This is a genomic window from Vreelandella neptunia (assembly GCF_034479615.1).
Classification (GTDB): Bacteria; Pseudomonadota; Gammaproteobacteria; order Pseudomonadales; family Halomonadaceae; genus Vreelandella; species Vreelandella neptunia.
In genome coordinates, this window is record NZ_CP140255.1 from 2,035,852 (window position 1) to 2,061,651 (window position 25,800).

At 54.0% G+C, this 25,800-nt stretch carries 14 protein-coding genes, 2 tRNA genes and 3 rRNA genes; 12 read left to right on the forward strand and 7 right to left on the reverse strand.

All coding sequences use genetic code 11. The features are described from left to right. Positions 1-2: 2 nt before the first annotated feature. Positions 3-1,688 (reverse strand): intermembrane transport protein PqiB, encoded by a 1,686-nt coding sequence (gene pqiB, locus SR894_RS09460; RefSeq protein ID WP_133733488.1) that lies wholly within the window; start codon positions 1,686-1,688, stop codon positions 3-5. Beyond that, entirely contained in the window at positions 1,681-3,054 is a 1,374-nt protein-coding gene (locus SR894_RS09465) for a paraquat-inducible protein A (protein ID WP_227405125.1), read from the reverse strand. The genes pqiB and SR894_RS09465 overlap by 8 nt, the downstream gene beginning before the upstream one ends. 343 nt (positions 3,055-3,397) lie before the next feature. Here SR894_RS09465 and SR894_RS09470 point away from each other — a divergent pair, with 343 nt between their 5' ends. The 6 genes from SR894_RS09470 to SR894_RS09495 all read left to right on the forward strand — a co-directional run bounded on the left by SR894_RS09470 (position 3,398) and on the right by SR894_RS09495 (position 11,504). Next, positions 3,398-4,375 carry a calcium/sodium antiporter gene (locus SR894_RS09470; RefSeq protein WP_133733487.1) on the forward strand — a complete coding sequence of 326 codons (978 nt, stop codon included), beginning with the start codon at positions 3,398-3,400 and terminating at the stop codon, positions 4,373-4,375. 287 nt (positions 4,376-4,662) lie between these two features. Continuing rightward, the gene (locus SR894_RS09475; RefSeq protein WP_133733486.1) at positions 4,663-6,078 is read left to right on the forward strand and encodes a cytochrome ubiquinol oxidase subunit I; all 1,416 of its coding nucleotides are present in this window, start codon (positions 4,663-4,665) and stop codon (positions 6,076-6,078) included. A 2-nt stretch (positions 6,079-6,080) separates the two neighbouring features. Continuing rightward, complete coding sequence (gene cydB, locus SR894_RS09480; protein ID WP_009286907.1) at positions 6,081-7,082, forward strand: cytochrome d ubiquinol oxidase subunit II; 1,002 nt, start codon at positions 6,081-6,083, stop codon at positions 7,080-7,082. Between the two features lie 3 nt (positions 7,083-7,085). Beyond that, a complete protein-coding gene (gene cydD, locus SR894_RS09485; RefSeq protein WP_133733485.1) occupies positions 7,086-8,759 on the forward strand; it encodes a thiol reductant ABC exporter subunit CydD in 1,674 nt (557 codons plus the stop codon). Continuing rightward, positions 8,756-10,462 carry a thiol reductant ABC exporter subunit CydC gene (gene cydC / locus SR894_RS09490; protein WP_133733484.1) on the forward strand — a complete coding sequence of 569 codons (1,707 nt, stop codon included), beginning with the start codon at positions 8,756-8,758 and terminating at the stop codon, positions 10,460-10,462. Before cydD ends, cydC begins: the two co-directional genes overlap by 4 nt. Before the next feature lie 49 nt (positions 10,463-10,511). Next, complete coding sequence (locus SR894_RS09495) at positions 10,512-11,504, forward strand: adenosine deaminase (protein WP_133733483.1); 993 nt, start codon at positions 10,512-10,514, stop codon at positions 11,502-11,504. Positions 11,505-11,583: 79 nt separating this feature from the next. Here SR894_RS09495 and SR894_RS09500 read toward each other — a convergent pair whose 3' ends face one another. Beyond that, positions 11,584-12,570 carry a cytochrome-c peroxidase gene (locus SR894_RS09500; RefSeq protein WP_133733482.1) on the reverse strand — a complete coding sequence of 329 codons (987 nt, stop codon included), beginning with the start codon at positions 12,568-12,570 and terminating at the stop codon, positions 11,584-11,586. Between the two features lie 462 nt (positions 12,571-13,032). On the opposite strand from SR894_RS09500, the gene SR894_RS09505 reads away from it, so the two are divergent. From SR894_RS09505 to rrf, 5 genes are all read left to right on the forward strand, one after another. Beyond that, positions 13,033-14,565: ribosomal RNA gene (locus tag SR894_RS09505) — 16S ribosomal RNA — on the forward strand. 116 nt (positions 14,566-14,681) lie between these two features. Continuing rightward, positions 14,682-14,758 (forward strand) — tRNA-Ile (locus SR894_RS09510). 105 nt (positions 14,759-14,863) lie between these two features. Then, a tRNA-Ala gene (locus SR894_RS09515) sits at positions 14,864-14,939 on the forward strand. Between the two features lie 242 nt (positions 14,940-15,181). Beyond that, positions 15,182-18,073 (forward strand): 23S ribosomal RNA (locus SR894_RS09520). A 151-nt stretch (positions 18,074-18,224) separates the two neighbouring features. Beyond that, positions 18,225-18,340 (forward strand): 5S ribosomal RNA (gene rrf / locus SR894_RS09525). Together the 16S, 23S and 5S rRNA genes with 2 tRNA genes alongside form the textbook arrangement of a ribosomal RNA operon. 464 nt (positions 18,341-18,804) lie before the next feature. On the opposite strand, the gene guaD is transcribed toward rrf, so the two are convergent. The 4 genes from guaD to xdhA are packed head-to-tail and all read right to left on the reverse strand — an operon-like array spanning position 18,805 to position 24,868. Then, positions 18,805-20,124 carry a guanine deaminase gene (gene guaD, locus SR894_RS09530; RefSeq protein WP_133732918.1) on the reverse strand — a complete coding sequence of 440 codons (1,320 nt, stop codon included), beginning with the start codon at positions 20,122-20,124 and terminating at the stop codon, positions 18,805-18,807. Between the two features lies 1 nt (position 20,125). After that, a complete protein-coding gene (gene xdhC, locus SR894_RS09535; RefSeq protein WP_133732917.1) occupies positions 20,126-20,995 on the reverse strand; it encodes a xanthine dehydrogenase accessory protein XdhC in 870 nt (289 codons plus the stop codon). Further along, positions 20,992-23,415, reverse strand: coding sequence for a xanthine dehydrogenase molybdopterin binding subunit (gene xdhB / locus SR894_RS09540; protein WP_133732916.1), 2,424 nt, complete (start codon positions 23,413-23,415; stop codon positions 20,992-20,994). Before xdhB ends, xdhC begins: the two co-directional genes overlap by 4 nt. Continuing rightward, positions 23,399-24,868 (reverse strand): xanthine dehydrogenase small subunit, encoded by a 1,470-nt coding sequence (gene xdhA, locus SR894_RS09545; RefSeq protein WP_133732915.1) that lies wholly within the window; start codon positions 24,866-24,868, stop codon positions 23,399-23,401. The genes xdhB and xdhA overlap by 17 nt, the downstream gene beginning before the upstream one ends. A 239-nt stretch (positions 24,869-25,107) precedes the next feature. Here xdhA and SR894_RS09550 point away from each other — a divergent pair, with 239 nt between their 5' ends. Continuing rightward, positions 25,108-25,794: a TetR family transcriptional regulator C-terminal domain-containing protein gene (locus SR894_RS09550; RefSeq protein WP_133732914.1), complete on the forward strand. Its 687-nt coding sequence runs from the start codon at positions 25,108-25,110 to the stop codon at positions 25,792-25,794. The last annotated feature ends 6 nt before the right edge of the window (positions 25,795-25,800 follow it).

Here is a 25,800-nt window from a genome sequence, read left to right on the forward strand (position 1 = left end):
CCTTAATCACGTGGCGCACGCGGTATGGGATCTTGAGTATCCAGATTATCAAACAACAGTGCTCTGGGATTGTCGTTGAGCGTCCGAGTCAAAGGCTGTAAGTCACGCATCAAGCGATCCAATCGCTCAATGGCGGTTGTCAACTCTTGATAGGCCGGTGATGAAGGGGATAAACCCTGTAGCGTGCTGCGCAGCTCATCCAGCGTCGCGTTAAGGTTTCCACCAATGGCCTGGGTTTCAGGATCATTGAGCAACTGATTAAGAGAGGCGCTCACGTCGCGAACCTCATTCAGCATGCTCTCGGAAGCCTGAAGGTTACGATCCAAGCCGGTTAGCAGCGGTTCAACTTCAAGTGCATTTAACTTATCTAGTAAATCGGTCACCTGAGCCTGGATCTGGGCAAAGCCGCCAGGCACGGTGGGGAATACGTCACGATCCGAGAATCGCTCGGCAACATACTCATCGGCTAAGTCGCGCTGGAAGTTGAGGTCGACAAACAGGGCACCGGTTAGCAGACTGCCGTTTTTTAGCGAGGCTCGCAGCCCCAGGCCAAACATGCGCTGGAACCGATCCTCCCACTCTTCCAAGTCAATATCGCTATTTTCAATACCCAAGCGCTGAGGCTCAATCCTAATCAGTACGGGTATGGCAAAGCGTGCGCGAGAGTCTGGCTGTGGCGCGGTAAAATTCCAGGGCACGGCAGCAACGGTGCCTATTCGTACACCACGAAACTCTACTGGCGCGCCTTTGGAAAGTCCGCGCACTGTTTCATCGACCAGTAGCACATACTCCAAATAGCGATTGAAGGTTCCCTCTCGGGCAGCATCTTCATCAGCGTAGAGAGTGAACCGCGTATTGGCTTCAACCGGTTGACCCATGGGCAGGTCTTCGGGCACGCCGAAGGTAACACCGCCACCCAGCAGTGCCTCCAATGACTCGACGTTAACTCGAACGCCATCGGCGTCCAAGCGGAAATCAACACCGCTAGAAGTCCAGAAACGGGTGCTGTCGGTGACTAAATCGGTATATGGCTCCTCAATAAAGAGCTGATGCTGCATGGTGCGTGACTCAGGCTCAAAACTATTCTCTTCGATGCGCCCCACGGTGTAGCCCTGATAAGACACCGGGTCACCTACGCGCAGTGAGTTACCCAACTGGCTCGTCAGGCTAAGGCGAAGTCCCGCTTGGCCTGCGGGCGCAACGGGTGGGATATCGCTAACGGGAAATTCTCGCCGCGGTGCGGCTTCCGTTCCGGGCTCAAGCTGAATATAAGCGCCGGAGAGCACGGTGCCCAATCCACTAATGCCTTCACGGCCAATGCGCGGCTTGACCACCCAAAAACGGGTATCTTCGCGCAGAAGATCCTCAACCTCCGGCTGAATACGAGCGGTCAGCACGGCATGGGAAAGGTCGTCAGACAGGCGCACACTCTGCACGCGACCCACTTCAACATTACGGCTGCGAATCAGCGTATTGCCCGCCTCAATGCCCTCAGCACTCTCCATGGTCAGCGTCACTTGGGTTCCACGGCTAGCGTAGTTGTCGTAAACCAGCCATAACCCAATAGCTATCGCGACGATGGGTACCACCCAAATGGGAGATAACCGGGTCTGGCGCGATGTTTTGGCCTTATTTAGCTCCTGATCGCTAGTTGGGTCAGAGTTTGACGATGCTGTTTCGTTAGCCATCAACAGGTTCCTTGGTGGCCGCTTTACGGCGAAGAAGAGGGTGGCGAGGAGGGAGGGGAGTATCCCAAATCAAGCGCGGATCAAAGGTCATTGCCGCGAGCATGGTTAACACAACCACAGAGCCAAAGGCGAGCGATGCAGGGCCTGGCGTGATCGACATTAGAGAGCCGGCGCGAATCAGTGCCACTAAAATCGCCACCACGAAGACATCGACCATTGACCAGCGTCCAATAAATTCTGTTAGCCGATACAGTCGCGTACGGCTTTGAGCATTCAGTGCACTGCTACGCTTAACCACCAGGCAAAGCCATATCAGCGCCACTAGTTTGCCCACCGGTACGATAACACTGGCAATAAAGATAACCGCAGCAATCGGCCACGAGCCCATCTGAATCAATTGCACGACACCGCCAATAATCGTCGAAGGTGAGGAGTTGCCTAGGCTGGTCGTGGTCATAATGGGGTAGACATTGGCTGGAATATACATAATGGCAGAGGCACCCAGCAGAGCCCAAGTGCGCTGCAAGCTGTTAGGAAGACGCTGATGAAGCTTTTCATGGCAGCGAATACAGTGTCCACGACCCTGGGGCGATAGGCGGTTAATCAGTCCGCAGGTTGGGCAGCCGGTTAGCCCTTGTTCGCCAGCAGGGAGTCCTGTACGGGTGCCTTCGGGCGCCAGTGGTTCTCCCTCAAGTGAGAACCACATCCAATCGGCATCCAGGGACTGACTTGTCATCAGCAGCAGCAGCGCAAATGCACAAAACGCCCAGAAGGAGATCCCTATTGCCACCTCAGCCAGACCGGCTATTTTTATCAGGCTCACCAAGGCGCCAATAATAAAGACATCGGCCATCATCCACGGCGTTAAATGCGCCAGTGAGCGTGCGATATCGCGACTAAACGGCAGGGGGCGATCGCGAAGTAGTCCAAATTGAAGCCAGACAACGCCGAGTAAGTACACGGCGGGCAGCACCACTATGGTCATAATGACGGCGATAGCCACCACGGGCTGGTGAAAGCCAATCAGTGTGGTGGCGGTCTGGGTTAGCTCGATGCGGTTGCTGACTCCGCTGACCGTAAAGCTAATGAACGGAAACGACACTGCCAGCATTAGGGCGACAAGCGAGGCGATGGCTAGGGCCATACTGCGCTGAGCGGGGTAGCGATGGCGTTTAACCAAAACGTGTGAGCAGCGTGGACAGCTTGCTTTCTCGCCAGAATTCAATGGCGGCAGAGCCGATACCCAGTCGCATTCGTGGCAGGCACGCAAACGGCGACGCTGAGTTCTGGCCTCAGGCGGCAGGCTGTCAACAAGGGGGGCGTTGACGGGCAGTGGACGGCGCTTAATCAATTTTTGTGGACGCAAAAACCAAAACTCTCAGTGCGAACTCCTAGCAAAACTACTAGGATGTGGCGGATTAGGCTGTCAAACACGCATTTTAGCAAGTCTATGTCACTGAAATAATGTTTAAAAACGTAGTCTAGCCGCTTGACCAATGGGTTAGTTTAGACAACGATGCTGCGGCGCAATGGCGAACAGTTAAATTCAGCCTGATTGGCCGCGTACTTCTGCGTCGGGTTTGCGTGCTAGTGTCGCAATATAGTGGCAGGCATTGCTAGTCATAGCATCTTACTACCGTCGCCATGAAGTTTTGCTCAGGAACACGACCTACAAACATCGCCGATCATTATGTCATGAAGGAAATGAAATGTTGCTTCCCACATTAGCGGTTGTAGTTGGATTGATCTTACTGGTTTGGAGCGCCGAGAAGTTTATTGACGGCGCTGCGGCGACGTCACGTTGGCTAGGCTTGTCGCCCCTACTGATCGGTATGCTGGTAATTGGGTTTGGTACTTCGGCGCCGGAAATGATGGTGTCAGTACTAGCGGCGATGGACGGAAATCCAGGTTTGGCGGTGGGGAATGCCTACGGCTCGAATATTGCCAATATCGGTTTAATCCTCGGCTTGGTAGCCCTTGTTGCCCCCCTATCAGTGCACTCTAGCGTTATCCGTAAAGAGATGCCGATATTGATGCTGGTCATGCTAGCAACGGGCCTAATGCTGCTGGACGGATTCGTGGCGCGCTGGGAGGCTGTGGGCCTGTTGTTAGCGCTGGTTGTCTTTATTGTTGCGAGCATTCTGCGTTCTCGCAATCAGCCAGACGATGCGCTGGTGTCTGAGGTCGCTGAAACTCTTGATAGCAAGCCGATGTCCCGGGGTAAAGCCATCATGTGGACGCTGGTGGGACTGGTGCTGCTCATCGCTAGTTCTCGGCTGCTGGTATGGGGTGCTGTTGAAATTGCACTGCGCTTTGGTGTGAGTGATTTGATTATTGGTTTGACCGTAGTGGCCATTGGGACGTCACTGCCTGAGCTTGCCTCCTCGATTACTGCCCTGCGTCGAAAAGAGCACGATATGGTGCTGGGCAACGTGGTCGGGTCTAACCTGTTTAACAGCTTGGCGGTGGTCGGCCTTGCGGGTGTCATTGCGCCAATTGAAGCGGGTAGAGAGGTACTGGTGCGCGACTGGAGCGTGATGACCGGTATGACGCTGCTGATGATCCTGTTTGCGTTTTCTTGGCGAGGTCGCCCGCGCCGCATTAATCGCTTAGAAGGGGGGATTCTGCTAGCGCTGTTTATCGCGTACACCGGCTATATGGTCAGCGTCGTCATCATGTCGCGATAGTGCCGAGTTTGTCATACCGCACCGCAAGGGTGATTGGTGCGTCAATGCGACTCATCTTGGACATCCAGCGACTATAATACAATGGTTGTCCAAGAGGGGCGCTAGTGGCAGATGCGAAGCTGCGTGAAGCAGAGTGACGCAGGAAAAGCAGCGCAAGAAAAATACTGTAAAACTAGCGTAAAGAAATAAGCTTAGTGCTTATAACTAAAAGTGTCGTGCCATGAAGGCTCAACTAAGCTTGTGTTAACCCATCCATGGGATACCGATTCAGGTCTTAGGAGAGTGAAATGGAACTTGATCCGCTGGTGTTATCGCGACTGCAATTTGCATTCGTCGTGTCGTTTCACGCTATCTTCCCCGTATTTACGATTGGTCTAGCGTCCTATATTGCGCTGCTCCATGGTCTATTCTTCACAACGAAGAACCCTGCATGGGATCGCCTCTCACTATTCTGGACAAAGGTGTTTGCCGTTGTCTTTGGGATGGGGGTGGTGTCGGGTATCGTTATGTCGTTCCAGTTTGGCACTAACTGGAGCAATTTTTCCCAGGCCTCTTCGAATTTCCTCGGCCCCATGCTCAGCTATGAGGTCGTCACTGCGTTCTTCTTAGAGGCAGCTTTCTTGGGCGTGCTACTATTCGGCCGCGGTAAGGTGCCTCAAGGGGTTCATTTATTTGCTGCCATTATGGTGGCGGTGGGCACCTTTATTTCTTCTTTCTGGATTCTATCCGCTAACAGCTGGTTGCATACCCCTGCGGGCGTAGAGCTGGTTGACTTCCGCTTTCACGTGACCTCCTGGAGCGAGGCGATCTTTAATCCGTCGTTCCCTTACCGCTTTATGCATATGGCCGTTGCCTCGTTTTTGACCGGGGGCTTTGTTGTCGCTGGGGTGAGCGCTTGGTTTCTGTTGCGCGATCGAGATCCGGAGGCGAATCGCCGCGCGCTCTCTATGTGCCTATGGCTGCTGCTTTTTTTGGCGCCGACTCAGGCAGTCATCGGCGATTTCCATGGCATAAACACCCTAGAGCACCAGCCGACTAAAGTGGCTGCCATGGAAGGGCACTGGGAGACCTCCGGCAATGTGCCGCTGCTGCTGTTTGCCATCCCTGACCAGGAAGCGCAAACCAACCACTTTGAGCTGGGTATCCCAAACCTGGCCAGCATCATCTTGACCCACTCTGTTGATGGGGAGGTTCCGGGGATTAGTGAAGCGGCGCCTGAAGAGCAGCCGCCAGTGCTGATCGTCTTCTGGGGCTTTCGCGTCATGGTGGGCATTGGTCTGCTAATGATTGCGGTGGCGCTGACGGGGCTGGTGTTGCGCCGCAAAGGGCGCATCTATGACAAGCGGCTATTCTTAAAAGGCCTGACGGCTATGATTCCCATGCCGTTTATTGCTGTTTTGGCGGGCTGGATCGTCACTGAGTCAGGCCGTTCGCCTTGGTTGGTTTACGGCATGATGACCCATGCCGAGGGGTTGACGCCTTCACTCACTGGCCCTATGGCCCTGTTTACGCTGATTGGCTATGCCTTGGTTTACGGTGTGGTGTTTTACGCGGGCATTTACTACCTCACGCGAGTGGTTCGCAACGGCATGCTACCGGAAGAGGAGCGCGATACCACCGACGAAAACTTCAAACGCCCAATGCGGCCTATGTCGGCGGCACATACACCTTTTGACGATGACGTTGACCCGGTGAGGAGCTAGACATGGAAATGTTTGATCTAACGTTAGTTTGGGCCTTCATTATTGGTTTCGGCATCATGATGTATGTGCTGATGGACGGATTTGATTTGGGGCTAGGTATTCTCTACCCCTTTGCTCCCGATGAAGATGCCCGGGATGTGATGATGAATTCGGTGGCGCCAATATGGGATGGCAATGAAACATGGCTAGTGCTCGGCGGGGCCGGACTATTAGGCGCCTTCCCGCTGGTTTATTCGGTGTTTTTGCCTGCACTTTACATCGGCGTTTTCTTAATGTTGGCAGGCTTGATATTCCGTGGCGTTGCCTTTGAATTTCGTTTCAAGTCACGCCGTAACAGGCGCTGGTGGAACCGCGCTTTTTGCTGGGGGTCGGCGGTTGCCGCCTTTGCGCAAGGTGCCGTGGTAGGGGCCTATATCCAGGGTTTTCCGGTTGAAGATTTTGCCTATGTGGGCGGCGCCTTTGACTGGCTAACGCCTTTCTCTGTGCTAACGGGGCTTGGCTTGATGGCAGGTTATGCGCTGTTAGGGGCGACTTGGCTGATACTGAAATCAGAAGGACATGTACAGGACTGGGCTTATAAAATCACTCCGCTGCTGCTGGCGCTGGTACTGTTTGTTTTCGCCGTGATTAGTCTCTGGACGCCGTTTGTGAATCCTCTGGTCTGGGAGCGCTGGTTCGGCAATATTCAACTAATTTGGGTTTTTCCATTTGCTGCCTTGGCTTGTGCTTTTGTGGTTTTTCGTTCGGTGCAAAAACGGCGTGAAGGGGTGCCTTTCCTGGCCACTATCGGCATTTATGTCTTCACCTATTTAGGACTGATCGTCAGTAAATGGCCGGTTATCGTGCCACCGGACTATACGCTGTGGGATGCGGCTTCCTCGCCGGAGTCGCAGCTGTTCCTGCTGGTAGGTATGGTATTCGTTATCCCGATTATATTGACCTATACCGCATGGACCTATTGGGTGTTCCGCGGCAAAGTGCGTGTAGGTGAGGGATACCACTGATCCATGGTCACTGAAGAAACGCTTTCTCTTGCGCCGCGCAGTTGGCTTCAAGCGTTGGCTAAGGGGGAGCGAAAACGCCTGCTTGGATCAGCGCTTTGCGGCGTGTTGGCAGGTAGTCAAACGATAGTCGTGGTGGTGGGCCTTGCGTGGCTTATTGATCAGCTAGTGGTGCATCAGCGATCACCCTTTTCTCTATTACCGATATTTTCCCTGCTGGTGGGCAGTGTGCTGTTACGCGCTGCTTTTCAGTGGGGGCATGAAACACTGAGCCTGGAAGCGAGCCTGCGAATTCGACAGCGTGCCAGAGCTCAGCTGTTGGATAAACTGTCCGCTCTAGGCCCGGTTTGGCTAACCAGCGAGCACAGCGGCTCCCTAGCTAACCAAGTGGTCGAGCATATCGATGCGCTGGAAGGCTATTTCGCGCGTTTTTATCCCCAGTTACGGATTACGCTTTGCTTGCCGCTGTTGATACTGGTGGTGGCGGGTTGGCTAGATTACTTTGTGGCTGTTTTTCTGCTCCTTTCTGCTCCGTTAATTCCGCTGTTTATGGCATTAGTCGGCATGGGGGCTGAGCGCCTTAATCGCGACCAGTTTGTTGCAGTATCGCGATTGTCAGCGCATTTTATTGACCGCGTGCGCGGCATGACCACACTGCAGCTCTTTGGCCGTACGTCTGCCGCGCAGCAGGATGTTTGGTATGCCACCGATGAGTATCGGCGTCTTAGCATGCGTACTCTGCGGTTGGCTTTTCTTTCATCAGCGGTGCTGGAGTTTTTTTCCTCGGTAGCGATTGCGGTCGTGGCTATGTATGTCGGTTTCGGCCTGCTGGGCTACATCGAGTACGGGCCGTCAACATCGTTGACGCTTTTTTCGGGTTTAGCGGTGCTACTTCTCGCCCCCGAATTTTTCCAGCCTCTGCGCACGCTTTCTCAGCATTATCATGATCGCGCGGCGGCACTGGGTGCCGCCGAGAGTGTGGTGAATATTCTCAATCAACCAGGTTTGGTGTGTGGGCTTCGACACAGGGCGCCGCTATCAGAGAAGTCGGCTATAGAATTAACGGCTGCATGCGTTGCTTACCCTAGCCGTGGGCAAGTGATAGGCCCAATCGATCTCACCATTCAGCGGGGTGAAGTAGTAGCGCTTAGCGGTGCTTCCGGTAGCGGCAAGTCAACGCTGCTGGCACTGCTCGCCGGCTTTATCGCCCCCAGCGCTGGCGAGTATCTGCGGCAAGAGAATAACCACTACGCCTGGCTTGACCAGCAGCCCAGTCTCTTGCACGGCAGTCTGATCGATAATCTGCGCTTGGCAGCACCTGAAGCTTCCCGCGAAGAAATGCTCGTCGCCCTGCATCGTGCCGGTTTTGGGCCGCTGTTAACTCAGCTGCCAGAGGGTATGGATACGTTAATCGGCGAGCGTGGAGTCGGGTTGTCGGGTGGCCAAGCCCAGCGCCTTGCACTTGCGCGAGTTTACCTTAGCAATGCACCGTTGGTGCTGTTAGATGAACCTACGGCAAGTTTAGACCAAGAGACAGAACAGTTCGTTATGGCTGCTTTGCTTGAGCTTGCCCAAGAGGGGCGCACCCTGGTCATAGCGACCCATCATCCGGCCGTGATCGCCGTTGCCCAACGCCATCTGGCTTTTGAGCAGGGTGAACTTGTAGAGGTGGCCTCATGATGGCTATTTACAGCGAATTTCGTCCTTGGCTGCTGCTTTTAGTGCGGCGGCGAAAACGCTTTTTAGTGGGCGCTTTGCTGGTGTGGGTCACCCTGATAGCGGGGCTTGCGCTGCTGGGGTTGTCGGGTTGGTTTATTACCGCCAGTGCTCTGACCGGTATCGCCCTGGCCCAGGGTATTCCTGCGCGGCTCGATGTTTATGTTCCCGGTGGCGGCATTCGCTTTTTCGCTTTGGCGCGTACCGTGGCGCGCTATGTCGAGCGTCTGTATAACCATAATACGGTGTTAACGCTGCTTGCCGACTTGCGTTATCGGGTATTTGGCTATTTAACCCGCCTTGACGACAGTCGCTTGCACGGTGAGCGTGCCAGCGACTGGCTGAGCCGTTTAACGGCGGATATCGATACCCTGGATAATTTTTATCTCCGACTCTTGGTGCCGCCGTTGGTGGCGCTGCTTAGCGTGGTGGCTGTGTCGCTTTTTGTAGCTATTTGGTTGCCCGGGGTCGCCGTTCTGATGGCGCTGACGCTGGGCTTGCTCTGGCTAGTAGCGACCCTGCTAGCTGCCGCCTGGGGATTTTCGCATAGCTATCAGCAGGTGGTTGATCAACAGTCGCTGCGCCGCTTAGTGGTCGATCAAGTTCAGGCCTCGGCTGAATTGATGAGCTATCAAACGAACCGGTGGCACCGGACGATGATCGCGACTCAAGAGCAGCAAGCGTTCAACAACCAGCGCCGCTTGGGGCGTAAGGCAGCGCTAATCAACTGCCTGGTGAGTGTCATCAGCGGGTTAATGGTCGTGGCAGTCGTATGGTTCGCTAGCCTGATATTTAGCCAGCAGTTGGTGACGGGGCCTATTTTGGTGATGGCAGCATTGATAGCGCTGGGAGCGAACGAGGCATTTATTACGCTACCTGCTAGCTTTATCAAGCTGGGCGCTAGCTATGCAGCGGCGCGTCGGTTAAATGAGTTAACCCATGATTCATCTTCGGCTGCCCCTGCCGTTTCGCTACCTAAAGACGTTGGCCTAAACATTCAGGTTAATCAGCTCTCCCTGCGCTATGCGCAAACATTAGAGCCCGCGCTAAGGTGTATTGACCTTCATCTTCCCGCTGGAAAGCGAGCAGTGATTACCGGCAACTCTGGTGCGGGGAAATCGTCTTTAGCCAGTGTGTTGATGGGGCGCTTAACAGCGACTCAGGGCGAGGCAATGGTAGGCGGCGTGCCAGCGTGGCAGCTCTCGGCTGAAATCCGTGCTAGCCATTTTGCCATGCTTACTCAGCAGGTGGATTTATTTGATGCCTCTATTGCTGAGAACCTGCGTATTGCCAACCCCACCGCAAGCGATGACAAGCTTTGGGAGGTATTGAGGGCCGTTGCATTGGATAGTTGGGTTGAGCAACTGCCGCAAGGCTTAGCCACAGCGGTGGGCGAAAAAGGCCAGCAGCTATCGGGCGGCCAAGGTCGGCGCCTGGCATTAGCACGGCTAATGCTTCGCAGCCCTCAAGTGGTGATCCTTGACGAGCCATTTGCAGGTGTTGATACGGCGACGGCAAAACTCCTCGCGGTTTCCCTGGATCAATGGCTAATGAATCGAACGGTTATACTCTTTGTCCATCAAGTTAGTTCGCTGAACCCATTGCCTGGGGTCGAGTACCACTGGCATCTAGATGCCGGTAAACTTAGCCAATGCCCGCTTAAATAATCGATAATGAGCGATATGGATTCATTGATAAGACAGCTAGGAGCCCTCCATGCACGATTTTTTACGCAATCTTCCTAAAGTAGAGCTCCATTTGCATATCGAAGGCTCGCTGGAACCAGAGTTAATGTTTGCACTAGCGCAGCGCAATGGAATTGAGCTGCCCTATACGACAGCTCAGGAAGCCAAAGATGCTTATCACTTCAACGATCTGCAGGGATTCCTGAATCTCTATTTTCAGGGCATGAGCGTGCTGCGTAACGAGGAAGACTTTTACGACCTGGCGATGGATTATTTCAAGCGCGCGCGAGGAGAGGGCGTTGTGCATATCGACATGCACTTTGATCCCCAGGCGCATCTACAGCGTGGCGTGCCGCTTGAAGTGGTCATGGCTGGACTATTAAAAGCTAAGCAAGAGGCAGAGGAGAACCTCGATCTCTCTATCGGCATGATTATAGCTTTTCTACGCGACCGTCCCGCAGATGAGGCGTTGCATGTACTCGAACAAGCCGCTCCCTATTGGAAAATGCTGGATGCTATCGGTCTGGATAGTGCTGAACAGAATAATCCACCGGTAAAATTTGCGGAGGTGTTTAAGCGTGCCAAGCAGCTTGGACTTGTGCGCGTGGCGCATGCGGGGGAGGAAGGGCCCGCAGAGTATATTAAAGAAGCCTTGGATGTACTTGATGTTCAGCGCATTGATCATGGGGTGCGCTGTTTGGAAAGTGATGAAGTAGTTGAGCGTTTGCGCAGTGAACAGATTGTTCTAACGGTTTGCCCGCTTTCAAACGTGAGCTTAAAGGTAGTCGAGGATCTGCGTGATCATCCCCTGCCCAAGCTTTTAGCTGAAGGGCTCAAAGTAACCATTAGCTCGGATGACCCCGCCTATTTTGGTGGCGGTATGTTGACCAATCACATTGCTTGCGCCGATGCGTTTGGTTGGGACGAAGCGGTATTTCGTCAGCTAACCCGTAACGCTATTGAAGAAGCTTTTGTGACCCCGCAGCGCCGTGAAGATCTGCTGGCGCGCTTAGTGGCAGTGTAACGTTTCACCGCCTGGTCGCAATGACCAGGCGGCTGCTTTTGCTAGGGCGATAGTTTGCGTGTCGGTTTGGAACAGTAGCTCAGGGTAGCGCCGGTACGTCAAAATCAGGCATTTCACCGGTTAGTGTATGAAGGAACGCGGTAATATCACTAATGGTGTCATCATCAAACTCCCGGCCAAGCATCTCTTGGCCCATTATCGCAACCGCCTCTTCCAGTGTTTCAGTCGCACCGTTATTCATATACGGGTAGGTCACCGCCACATTACGCAGTGTGGGCGTTCTGAAACGGTACTTGTCGCTCTCCTCTTCAGTCACGACATAACGACCCAAATCGGTTGAGCCTGGTACCTGAATCGCATGAAATTGGCTATCGGTTAAAGCAGGGCCGCGGTGGCATGCAATACAACCGTTATCTACAAAGGCCACCATGCCGTCTTTGGCTTGCTGGTTAATCGCCTCCAAATCGCCATGTAGGTAACGATCAAAAGGGGAATTGGGTGTATTGAGCGTACGTTGGAAAGCTGCCAGCGCATGAGCCAAATTATCATCGGTGATAGGTTCTTCTTGGTCAGGATAGGCGGCGCTGAATTTTTCCTGATAGAGCTCGAATCCCACCAGCCGCTCCAGGGCCATTTCCAGATCCATCGCCATTTCCACAGGTGCTTCGATAGGACCTAGTGCTTGGCCTTCTAAATCAGGCTCTCGGCCATCCCAAAATTGTGATCCTAAAAAGCCACTGTTCAGCACGGTGGGGGTATTTCGTTCTCCGACCTGCCCATCGTGGCCGACAGCGCGAGGAATTCGGTCAGCCCAACCAAGCGCGGGGTTGTGGCAGGTGGCGCAGCTAATAACACCACTCGAAGAGATGCGTGGCTCGAAGAAAAGCATATTGCCCAGTTCGACCTTCTCCGCTGTTAATGAGTTGTTCGCGGGGATTGGCGGAAGGTAAGGCAGTGCCTCGAAGCGTTGGCGGTAATTTTCCAAGCCATCGTCAGCCAGAGCTACGCTTGCAACGAGAAAGCTGCTAGCAGCCAGTGCCGGTAGTAAAGTGGCTTTTATGGTCATGGTTATTCTCCCTTGCTTTTATAATCGACGTTTCGGTTTTGAAAGGATGAACCTCAACATCCTCTATCTATAAGCGTAGGGGAGAGGGCGGTAGTCGTTTTGTCCTAGATCAATACTTGCGCTGCTTTGCGGCGGGTTTCAGGTAAGCCCTAATCTTTAACGACTTTTAATAATAAATGTTGAAATCACTGTTGACCCTGTCGGTAAATCGGGTAGTATACGCACACGTCAACGGGGCACGGCCTCATCGACTAGCTCTTTAACAATTTGATCAGGTAATTCATGTGGGCGCTTGCTGATGTTGGTGGCAAATCACCAAATATCAAGGCAAGCGACTCAAGCAATAAGGTTTTAAAGGATTCGTCCTTTGGGATCTGTTTTGAATGAATTCGTTTGAACCTTGAGCCAAGTTTGGTTCGCTTCTGTCACTTTCGAGTGGCGGGTAAGAACCGCATAGATCTTAAACTGAAGAGTTTGATCATGGCTCAGATTGAACGCTGGCGGCAGGCCTAACACATGCAAGTCGAGCGGTAACAGATCTAGCTTGCTAGATGCTGACGAGCGGCGGACGGGTGAGTAATGCATAGGAATCTGCCCGGTAGTGGGGGATAACCTGGGGAAACCCAGGCTAATACCGCATACGTCCTACGGGAGAAAGGGGGCTTTGGCTCCCGCTATTGGATGAGCCTATGTCGGATTAGCTAGTTGGTGAGGTAATGGCTCACCAAGGCAACGATCCGTAGCTGGTCTGAGAGGATGATCAGCCACATCGGGACTGAGACACGGCCCGAACTCCTACGGGAGGCAGCAGTGGGGAATATTGGACAATGGGGGGAACCCTGATCCAGCCATGCCGCGTGTGTGAAGAAGGCCCTCGGGTTGTAAAGCACTTTCAGCGAGGAAGAACGCCTAGTGGTTAATACCCATTAGGAAAGACATCACTCGCAGAAGAAGCACCGGCTAACTCCGTGCCAGCAGCCGCGGTAATACGGAGGGTGCAAGCGTTAATCGGAATTACTGGGCGTAAAGCGCGCGTAGGTGGCTTGATAAGCCGGTTGTGAAAGCCCCGGGCTCAACCTGGGAACGGCATCCGGAACTGTCAGGCTAGAGTGCAGGAGAGGAAGGTAGAATTCCCGGTGTAGCGGTGAAATGCGTAGAGATCGGGAGGAATACCAGTGGCGAAGGCGGCCTTCTGGACTGACACTGACACTGAGGTGCGAAAGCGTGGGTAGCAAACAGGATTAGATACCCTGGTAGTCCACGCCGTAAACGATGTCGACCAGCCGTTGGGTGCCTAGAGCACTTTGTGGCGAAGTTAACGCGATAAGTCGACCGCCTGGGGAGTACGGCCGCAAGGTTAAAACTCAAATGAATTGACGGGGGCCCGCACAAGCGGTGGAGCATGTGGTTTAATTCGATGCAACGCGAAGAACCTTACCTACCCTTGACATCTACAGAAGCCGGAAGAGATTCTGGTGTGCCTTCGGGAACTGTAAGACAGGTGCTGCATGGCTGTCGTCAGCTCGTGTTGTGAAATGTTGGGTTAAGTCCCGTAACGAGCGCAACCCTTGTCCTTATTTGCCAGCGAGTAATGTCGGGAACTCTAAGGAGACTGCCGGTGACAAACCGGAGGAAGGTGGGGACGACGTCAAGTCATCATGGCCCTTACGGGTAGGGCTACACACGTGCTACAATGGCCGGTACAAAGGGCTGCGAGCTCGCGAGAGTCAGCGAATCCCTTAAAGCCGGTCTCAGTCCGGATCGGAGTCTGCAACTCGACTCCGTGAAGTCGGAATCGCTAGTAATCGTGAATCAGAATGTCACGGTGAATACGTTCCCGGGCCTTGTACACACCGCCCGTCACACCATGGGAGTGGACTGCACCAGAAGTGGTTAGCCTAACGCAAGAGGGCGATCACCACGGTGTGGTTCATGACTGGGGTGAAGTCGTAACAAGGTAGCCGTAGGGGAACCTGCGGCTGGATCACCTCCTTAAACGATGCGTCACAGTCGGTAAGCGTCCACAATGAATTACCTGATCAAGCAATAGAGCAAACGGTAGTTAGTTTAGTTGTTACAAAGGCATCAGAGCCTGTAACAACTGAATAGCCGGGTCTGTAGCTCAGTTGGTTAGAGCGCACCCCTGATAAGGGTGAGGTCGGCAGTTCAAGTCTGCCCAGACCCACCAAATTTTATCCAGCACTGCGTTATTTTATGACTCGCATAGCAGGCTATGCTTCGCCATAAAATGCCTTGTTCTGAATAAAATTACCCGGAAAAGTTGTGTGTTAATGGGGCCATAGCTCAGCTGGGAGAGCGCCTGCCTTGCACGCAGGAGGTCAGCGGTTCGATCCCGCTTGGCTCCACCATTACGTTACTACCCTGTTTAACCTTCAATACCGTTTGTGAATGTTTCGTGACCATTGATAAGTCGCGTGCTGTGGTTATAGCACCGTTTTATCACTGTTCATTGAACAGCTGCTCTTTAACAATGTATATCATGCTGACAAGAACACTTCGCAAGAAGTGCTTCTTAAATTGTGATACGCGTCAGCGTATCCGGCAAAATGAAACGTGATTATTGCGAACCCCAGACTCCTTCGGGTTATAGGGTCAAGCAATTAAGCGCACACGGTGGATGCCTAGGCAGTCAGAGGCGATGAAAGACGTGGTAGCCTGCGATAAGGTTCGGTGAGGTGGCAACAACCTGTGACCCGGACATTTCTGAATGGGGAAACCCACTGGCCATAAGGTCAGTATCTTACACTGAATACATAGGTGTAAGAGGCGAACCAGGGGAACTGAAACATCTAAGTACCCTGAGGAAAAGAAATCAACCGAGATTCCCCTAGTAGCGGCGAGCGAACGGGGACCAGCCCTTAAGCATGTGAATGATTAGGCGAACAGATTGGGAAGTCTGGCCGTAGCGGGTGATAGCCCCGTAGTCGAAAATCTGATCATGTGAAATCGAGTAGGTCGGGGCACGAGAAACCTTGACTGAAGACGGGGGGACCATCCTCCAAGGCTAAATACTCCTGACTGACCGATAGTGAACCAGTACCGTGAGGGAAAGGCGAAAAGAACCCCGGAGAGGGGAGTGAAATAGATCCTGAAACCGTGTGCGTACAAGCAGTAGGAGCAGACTTGTTCTGTGACTGCGTACCTTTTGTATAATGGGTCAGCGACTTATATTCAGTGGCGAGGTTAACCGTATAGGGGAGCCGTAGGGAAACCGAGTCTTAACTGGGCGACACAGTCGCTGGATATAGACCCGAAACCGAGCGATCTATCCATGAGCAGGGTGAAGGTTGAGTAACATCAACTGGAGGCCCGAACCAGGATCTGTTGAAAAAGATTTGGATGACTTGTGGATCGGAGTGAAAGGCTAATCAAGCTCGGAGATAGCTGGTTCTCCTCGAAAGCTATTTAGGTAGCGCCTCACGTATTACCGCCGGGGGTAGAGCACTGTTTCGGCTAGGGGGTCATCCCGACTTACCAACCCGAGGCAAACTCCGAATACCGGTGAGTAGAGCGTGGGAGACACACGGCGGGTGCTAACGTCCGTCGTGAAAAGGGAAACAACCCAGACCGTCAGCTAAGGTCCCGAAATCCTGGTTAAGTGGGAAACGATGTGGGAAGGCTCAGACAGCTAGGAGGTTGGCTTAGAAGCAGCCATCCTTTAAAGAAAGCGTAATAGCTCACTAGTCGAGTCGGCCTGCGCGGAAGATGTAACGGGGCTAAACCAGGTACCGAAGCTACGGGTTCATTCTTAGGAATGAGCGGTAGAGGAGCGTCGTGTAAGCCAATGAAGGTGAATTGAGAAGTTCGCTGGAGGTATCACGAGTGCGAATGCTGACATGAGTAACGATAAAGGGAGTGAAAAACTCCCTCGCCGGAAGACCAAGGGTTTCTGTTCGACGCTAATCGGAGCAGAGTGAGTCGGCCCCTAAGGCGAGGCCGAAAGGCGTAGTCGATGGGAAACGGGTCAATATTCCCGTACCGGACATGGTTGCGATGGGGGGACGAAGAAGGCTAGGTGAGCCAGGCGTTGGTTGTCCTGGTGAAAGTGAGTAGGCTTGAATCTTAGGTAAATCCGGGATCCTTCAAGGCCGAGACACGAGATGAACTGACCACGGTCAGGAAGTCACTGATGCCACGCTTCCAGGAAAAGCCTCTAAGCTTCAGATCATGTGCGACCGTACCCCAAACCGACACAGGTGGTCAGGGTGAGAATCCCAAGGCGCTTGAGAGAACTCGGGTGAAGGAACTAGGCAAAATGGTGCCGTAACTTCGGGAGAAGGCACGCCGGCGTAGGGTGATGAGACTTGCTCTCTAAGCCCGAACCGGTCGAAGATACCAGGTGGCTGCAACTGTTTATTAAAAACACAGCACTCTGCTAACGCGCAAGCGGACGTATAGGGTGTGACGCCTGCCCGGTGCCGGAAGGTTAAATGATGGTGTTAGCCGCAAGGCGAAGCTCTTGATTGAAGCCCCGGTAAACGGCGGCCGTAACTATAACGGTCCTAAGGTAGCGAAATTCCTTGTCGGGTAAGTTCCGACCTGCACGAATGGCGTAATGATGGCCACGCTGTCTCCACCCGAGACTCAGTGAAATTGAAATCGCCGTGAAGATGCGGTGTACCCGCGGCTAGACGGAAAGACCCCGTGAACCTTTACTATAGCTTCACACTGGACGCTGATGTTGCCTGTGTAGGATAGCTGGGAGGCTTTGAAACTCGGACGCCAGTTCGGGCGGAGCCAACCTTGAAATACCAGCCTGGCATCATTGGCGTTCTCACTCAGGTCCGTTATCCGGATCGAGGACAGTGTGTGGTGGGTAGTTTGACTGGGGCGGTCTCCTCCTAAAGAGTAACGGAGGAGCACGAAGGTACCCTCAGCACGGTCGGACATCGTGCATTGAGTGCAAGAGCATAAGGGTGCTTGACTGCGAGACAGACACGTCGAGCAGGTGCGAAAGCAGGTTCTAGTGATCCGGTGGTTCTGTATGGAAGGGCCATCGCTCAACGGATAAAAGGTACTCCGGGGATAACAGGCTGATACCGCCCAAGAGTTCACATCGACGGCGGTGTTTGGCACCTCGATGTCGGCTCATCACATCCTGGGGCTGAAGTCGGTCCCAAGGGTATGGCTGTTCGCCATTTAAAGTGGTACGCGAGCTGGGTTTAGAACGTCGTGAGACAGTTCGGTCCCTATCTGCCGTGGGCGTTGGATGTTTGAGAAGGGCTGCTCCTAGTACGAGAGGACCGGAGTGGACGACCCTCTGGTGTTCCGGTTGTCACGCCAGTGGCATTGCCGGGTAGCTATGGTCGGACGGGATAACCGCTGAAAGCATCTAAGCGGGAAGCCCCCTTCAAGATGAGACATCCCTGAGGCCTAGAGCCTCCTGAAGGGCCCAGCGAGACCAGCTGGTTGATAGGCACGGTGTGGAAGCGCTGCAAGGCGTTGAGCTAACGTGTACTAATGGCCCGTGAGGCTTGACCCTATAACACCCAAGGGGTCTGGTCGTGATGATGACGTGAATGAATACCGGATACGCAGCGTGTGGCCCAGGCAACAGACTGCCAGGGCGGCAGGCAATGAGACGAGCACAATTTAGTTAAAAACAGTCAGCATGATGTACATTACCCGTTACGCCTGACGACCATAGCATGCGTGAACCACCTGATCCCTTGCCGAACTCAGAAGTGAAACCGCTTAGCGCCGATGGTAGTGTGGGGTCTCCCCATGCGAGAGTAGGTCATCGTCAGGCACTTATTTAACGAAGAACCCAGCCCATCGGCTGGGTTTTTTGTTTGCGCGAAAGAAAAACAAGGGGTCTCCTCATGAACCCGTTTGTCGGGAACAAACGGGAACCGCTTTAGCGGGCCCGAAGGGCGAGTTTCAGGACGAGACGAGTAAAGTCCCGGAGCGCCGACCGGCTCATAGTCAGGCACTTATATCAAGAATCCCCCAGGGCTAATGCCTTGGGGGTTTTTTTTATGGGCAAAGCAAAAGTGGTCTACCGGCCCAAATCAAAGTCACAAGACTCAGTGCTAGTTGTAGGAGGGCGCTTCAGCGCGCGAAGGGTGCCGAAGGCATCCCGGTTTTATTAGGCTGACAGCCTAAACAATCGCGCGCTGAAGCGCCCTCCCACGGTGCATTTACTAAGCTGGTAGCCATCGGTCGCGAGCTAGAGCTCCCCCCAAGGTGGGGCTATGAAGCTAGCCGCAATGTTTAGGCTTTACCCCTGCGGTGTTGGCAAATGCCACCCGCCCAGGTTTCATAAATAGCGCGGTCGTCAGCCAGCATCATTAGCGCAAACAGCCGCTCACCAAGCGTGGTGCAATGATTGATTCGTCGAGAGAGTAGCGATGTTGCCTGGGTGTCAATCACCACAAAGTCAGCCTCAAGGGTTGGAGCGAGTTGACCGATGTGGCTATCCAGCGAAAGAGCCTTGGCATTCCCCATGGTTAAGCCATAAAACCCCTGCCATGCGGTAAGGGGTTGACCGCCTAATTGACCCACTTGATAGGCTGCTTTAAGCGTTCCAAATCCCGATAAATCAGTGCCTGCGCCGATATCGCTAGCAAACGTATATGCCATGCCCGTTTGCTTGGCTGCTTCCCGGTCGAATAACCCGCTACCCAGAAAAAGATTGGAGCTGGGGCAAAAGGCAATATTGGCGCCTCGATCCGCCAGGCGTTTGCGCATGCCGTTATCGAGATGAATGCCATGGGCGAAGGTGCTACGGGGGCCGACTAAGCCTGCCTCCTCATAAACGGCCAAATAATCGCGACTGCCTGGAAACAGCTCGGCTACCCAATCTAACTCACCGCTGTTTTCAGCCAAGTGGGTCTGTAACCAAAGGCTAGGATCATTACGTAAGAGAGCGCCGGCAGCGTCCATTTGCGTTTTAGTTGAAGTCGGCGCAAAGCGCGGTGTGACGCTATAGCCCAGGCGGCCATTGCCGTGCCAATCCTCAATCAGTCGCTCGCTTTCAGCAATGCCTGATGCACCGTCCAGCAGCGCCTCCGGCGCATTACGATCCATCAATACCTTACCCACCAGCATGCGCAGCTGGCGTTTTTGGCAGGCGGTGAAAAATGCATCTACGGAGCCAGGGTGGCTAGAGCCGAATACCTGGGCAGTGGTAGTGCCCGCACGTAGCATTTCATCCAAAAAAGCGTTAGACAGCGCTTCAGCATGGGCATGATTAGCAAAGCGACACTCTTCAGGAAAGGTGTAGTCGTTTAGCCAGTCAAGCAGTTGGCGGCCATAAGAAGCCATGATATCCAGCTGGACATAGTGCACGTGGGTATCGATAAACCCCGGCATAATCAGCTTGTCACGATAGTCGACAACGTCAGCTCCTTTGGGTAGCGAAGATGAGAGCTCAGCGAAATGGCCGACGGCATGAATATGCTGGCCTTTCAACCAGAGCAGCCCGTCGCCGTAATGCTCTAAGCTGCCTGGTTCGGGCGTATTGCCATCGCCAGGGTCGCGGGCAAAACTAATCAATTCGGCACGAATAAACGTATCAGCAGAAGAATTCATATTAACTCGGGGTCGTCGGAGAGTCGGTCATTAGCGTCCGCACTGCCTGGGAGTCAAGGCCGCGGTTTTCTTGAAAAGAGGGCGTGTCCGTTAGCCAAAGCAGTTCAGCCACCACCGTTAAAGCAATCGCATAGGGCGTTTTATTACTCAGCTTAGTGGCGTGGATGCGACCGATGGGGCATCGCACACGCGCAATTTGCCCGGCGGAGTAACCATCGCGCTTAAGGCGTCCTTCAAAGCTTGCCCATTTGCTGTCAGAACCAATCAGCCCAATCGATGCGATGTCATCGCGCTCGATCAGCGCTTTGATCAGCGCATAGTCTTCGTCGTGGTTATGCGTCAATACCAGCGCGTGGCTATCAGCAGGCAAGGCGGCAACACTTTGCTGTGCGTCTTTGAGTGAATAACAGCTAAGTCGCGGCTGCTGCTGTTCAGCAAACGCATCGCTACGGCTATCATGCCAGTGCAACTGCCAGGGCAGCGGTGCACTTAGCTTCACAATTTGCTGCCCTACGTGGCCTGCACCAAAGATCGCAATGTGCGTTGTAGTGCCTGGAAAGGCTTCCAAAAGGATATTAACGAATCCACCACAGCACTGACCGCTTCGTCCGCCCAGAGAGAAGGCTTCCAAGCTGATGCCGTAGCGTTTTTCTGTCAAACAAGCGCGTGCGGCGGTAATGGTCTGCCACTCAAAGGTACCGCCACCTAGGGTATCGAAGATATCATCGTCGGTGATCAACATGCGTGCGCCAGGCTCCCGGGGAGTGGAGCCTGCGCTGGTTACCTGAGTGGCTAGTACATGGGGTATGCCGTCGCGCTGTAAGCGATGTAGCGCCGCATGCCAGCTTTCTGGGTTTTGACTAGAACTCACAGCACTTTCTTCCTGATAGCGTTGGCTGCCAGCATGACCCGCTCCGGCGTGGCCGGTGTATCTAAGTGGGGTGATGTAACGTAATCAGTTAGGCTTGATAGTGCGTCACGTAGCGCCGACCAGACACAAATGCCCAACATAAAAGGAGGCTCGCCCACTGCTTTTGAGCGGTAGAGACTGGCCATAGAGTTAGGGTGCCCCTCCAGTAGCGCGACATTGAAGATAGGCGGTAGATCGCCGAAGGTAGGGATTTTATAGGTCGCCGGCCCATCGCTGACCAGCACGCCTTTGTCGTTCCACTTAAGCTCTTCACTGGTCAACCAGCCCATTCCTTGAATAAAGCCGCCCTCCACCTGGCCAATATCAATGGCCGGGTTTAGTGAGTCTCCCACGTCATGCAATATATCGACACGGTCTACCTGATACTCCCCGCTCAAGGTATCCACGCTTACCTCTGCCACTGCCGCGCCGAACGCGTAGTAGTAGAAGGGTCGGCCTTGACCCACTGAACGATCATAGTGAATAAGCGGCGTGGCGTAGAAACCTTTTTCAGATAGCGATATGCGATTGAGGTAGGCGGTTTGCACCAACTCACCCCAGGGTATGCGGCGCTCGCTCTCGCCGAACCCAGCTACTAGCATGCCATCTTCCAGGCGCATTCCTTCGCGATCCAAGCCTTCTGAATAGTGCGCGGCGGCAAAATCAAACAGGCGTTCTCGCAGCTTGCTGGAGGCATCCCGTGCAGCCATACCGTTCAAGTCAGCACCGCTGGAGGCAGCGGTAGGGGAGGTATTGGGGACTTTATCGGTTCGCGTAGCGGTAATACGTACCTTCCCTAGATCCAGGCCCAGCTCGCGAGCCACCACCTGACAAATTTTAGTATGTAGCCCTTGGCCCATCTCGGTGCCGCCGTGATTGATCATCACGCTGCCGTCGGTGTAAACATGTAGAAGGGCGCCCGCCTGATTAAGGTGCTGGGCGGTAAACGAAATGCCAAATTTAACCGGGGTAAGTGCCAATCCTTTCTTGATCACAGGGCTGGTGGCGTTGAAGTCACTGACCGCTTTGCGCCGTGACCAGTAATCGCTGTCGCTTTCGAGGGTTTCAACAAGTGTATGCAGGAGTTGCCGCTGGTCGACCTGCTGGCCGTAGTGAGTCACCTCGCGGCCATCGCGGTAGAAGTTGCGCTTACGTACAGTTAGTGGGTCTTCGCCAATCTGGCGGGCAATATCATCCATGGCCGCTTCGATAATCATCATCCCTTGAGGGCCACCAAAGCCCCGGAATGCGGTATTAGAGGCGGTATGGGTTTTTGCCCGATGACCGACTACTTGGGCATCCCCCAGCGAGTAAGCGTTGTCGGCATGGAACATAGCGCGATCAACGATAGCGTCGGAGAGATCCGGCGAGTAGCCGCAGTCACCGATCACTGTGATCTCACCACCCTGAATAACGCCCTCTGCATCAATGGCTAATCGATAGCGGTTATGGAAGGGGTGGCGTTTACCCGTGGCGCGCATATCTTCACTGCGCGGTAAGCGGAGTCGAACCGTCTTACCGGTGCGGCGGGCAATAATCGCGGCAATACACGCCCAGGGAGACGCCTGAGTCTCTTTACCACCAAAGCCACCGCCCATACGGCGTACTTCTACGGTCACGGCATGAAAAGGAATATCGAGCACCTCCGCCACCAGCTTCTGTGTTTCGCTGGGGTGCTGGTTGGAGGTGTGGACGATAACGCCCTCATCTTCGGTAGGGTGAACCACGCATGCCTGGCCCTCCAGATAGAAGTGCTCTTGGCCACCGACGAACAGCTCGCCTTCGACAATCTGTTCAGCTTGGTCAAGTGTCCGTTGCCAATCACCACGGGTCTGCACATGAGTCGGGCGAACAAACTCTTCACGCTCCGTCGCGGCCACTGGGTCTAAACTGGCAGGCTGCTCATCGATGCTAATGGCGGCTAACTTGACGGCACGGCGTGCCGCCTGCAGCGACGTTGCGGCAACGGCGAAGAGGCATTGCCCTGCGTAGCTGATCTCTTGATCGACAAAAATAGGATCGCCCGGAAAGACCGGCCCGATATCGGTATGGCCCGGCACCTCATGAAAGGTAATCACATCGACCACTCCTGGCGAATCTGTCACCTTGCTGAGGTCAAGCTGCGTTAAGGTGCCGTGGGCGACGGGCGATAGGCCTAGCGCAACATGGAGAGCGTCGGCGGGCAGAACCAAGTCGTCAATATAAGCGGCTTTGCCGGTGACGTGCTTTTCGGCACTCTCATGAAAGCTTGCGCTTCCAGCCTGTCGCTGGCCACTACTGTCCACCGTATGGCGCGCTAAGGGGCCAGAGCCTTGAATGTGGTCGTGTAGTTCACGGCGGGCACGGCTGCTATCGCCGTCCAGTTTAGTGAGCGTACGCATGGAGCATCACCTCGTGGTCGGGCGCTGAGAGAGAAAGATAGAGACGCTCAAGCAAATTCTTGGCGGCTTGTTGGCGATAATGCTGACTGCCCCGCACATCACTCATAGGTTGGAAATCATCCTCGAGTGCCTGCTGAGCGGCGCGAAAAGCTTCTTTCGTCATGGTGCAACCTTCGAGCGCTGCTTCAGCAGCTTTCGCGCGCTTGGGCGTCGCAGCCATTCCCCCAAAAGCGATGCGTACATCATGCAAGGTACCTTGTTCAATGCGGTAGCTAAAGGCACCGAGTAGCGCAGAGATATCATCTTCGCGACGCTTGGATAATTTCCAGACGCGTAGTTGACTGTCCTCAACCGACTCGGGAATGAAAATCCGCGAAACGACTTCATCCGCTGCCAAGGCGGTTTTTTTGTAATCGAGGAAAAAATCCTCCAGCGCTAAGCAACGCTTACCGTTTATGCTGGCAAGTTCCACCTGAGCGCCCAAGGCAAGTAGCACGGGAGGCGTATCACCAATGGGGGAGGCATTGGCGATATTGCCACCCAGCGTTCCCCGATTACGAATTTGCTGGGAGCCAAGCCGGTGCAGCAGATGAGCAAATGCAGGAAAGTGCTCTTCAAACAGCGGCTCGAGCTGGGTATAGGTAACCCCGGCGCCTATCCACCAGCCGGTTTGATCTGCATGGTTGGCTTTTTCAACTGTTAGTAGTTCAGCAACCCGAGAAACATCAATCAACTGATTGAGCGGCGCCAAGCGCTGAGTAATTTCCAGCCAAAGATCAGTACCGCCTGCCACCAAGCGCGCCTGGGGAGCCTCTTGACGCAATTGCGTTAGCTCCACCAAAGACACTGGTTGAGCAAAAAATGGCACTGTCCCAGCCAAATCGGTGGTCTGAGTGTCGCTTTCTGACGCTGGCAACGCCGCGTCGAACCACTGAGGGCGCTCATAGGGCGTATCACTCATACGCAGCGCCGCATCGCGGATAGGACGATAGCCGGTGCAGCGGCACAAATTGCCGCCCAGGGCGGCTTCTAAACGTTCAGGTGAGAGTTCTCGTAATAGTGGAGCAGGGCGTTGAGTCAGATCGCTATGCAGAGTGAACAGCGACATAACGATACCTGGCGTGCAAAAACCGCACTGACTGCCATGGCATTCGATCATCGCTTCCTGAGCTGGGTGTAGGCGTCCTTTTTCCGACAACCCTTCAACGGTGACCAAGTGCCTGCCTTGTAGCTGATGAGCAGGCGTAATGCAGGCGTTTGCGCTGGTAAAGCTTTGCGTGCCAGCCGTTGGCTCACCTATCGCCACGGTGCAAGCGCCGCAATCGCCCGATGCGCAGCCCTCTTTGGTACCCGTTTGGGCCAAATGCTCGCGCAGTAGCGTTAAAATGCTGGTGTCGGGTGAAACGTTACACCGCTGGGGGGTACCATTGAGCAGGAACGCAATCGTTGCCATGCCGAACTCCACTGTAATTGTATAGACCGTGATTATGCTGACCGATCGGTCAATATGGGTTGAGCTTGGGACAAAACGCCGTACCTTGCAAGTATTTGCTCACTGCACAGGAGTGGGGCAAGCTGGTGAGAAATGCTAACTTTTGGGGCAGCCCAGTCTATTCACTCACCCAGCCAAACATTCGTGTGTAACGAAACATTCAAGCTAACAATCACTCATGCTATTGGGAAATACTGTTAATGACTGCCGTCTCTGCCACTCATGAAAGCCCTAGCCGGGAAAGAATAGAAGCAAGTATTCTGTTGGCCGCTGAGGAGGTGTTCTCTCAGCACGGCTACCGCGGGGCGAGCTTGCAAATGATCGCTGATCGAGCCGGTCTCCCCAAAGCCAATATTTTGTACTACATGGGCAGTAAGCAAGCGCTTTATGTGCGACTGCTTAACCGCATGATGCATCGTTGGAACGAAGTGCTCGAGGACATTACTCCGGATAGTGATCCCGCGACGGTACTCAGTGATTTTATTCGCACTAAAATGGTGCTGGGGCAGCGCTACCCCAAAGGCTCAAAACTTTTTGCGGCGGAAATTTTAGCCGGTGCTCCCTTCTTAAGTGATTATTTGGCGGGAGAGCTACGCGATTGGGTGTCCTCTCGTGCCGCGATCATTCGACAATGGTCTGCCCAGGGAAAAATGGATGCTGTCGACCCGCGCTGGCTGATTTTCCTAATTTGGTCTGCCACCCAGCACTACACTGAATATAGTGCCCAGGTTGGCGGTATTCTAGGCCGTGATGCGTTAACAGAGGAGGATCTTGAATCCATCTCCACCTTTCTTGAGCACGTTATTCTAAAAGGCTGCGGCATCACTGGCTCCGCGCCCAATTCTGCGCCTAACAACAGTGCAGACGCCCACAGTGCGGGGAATTGACCTCAC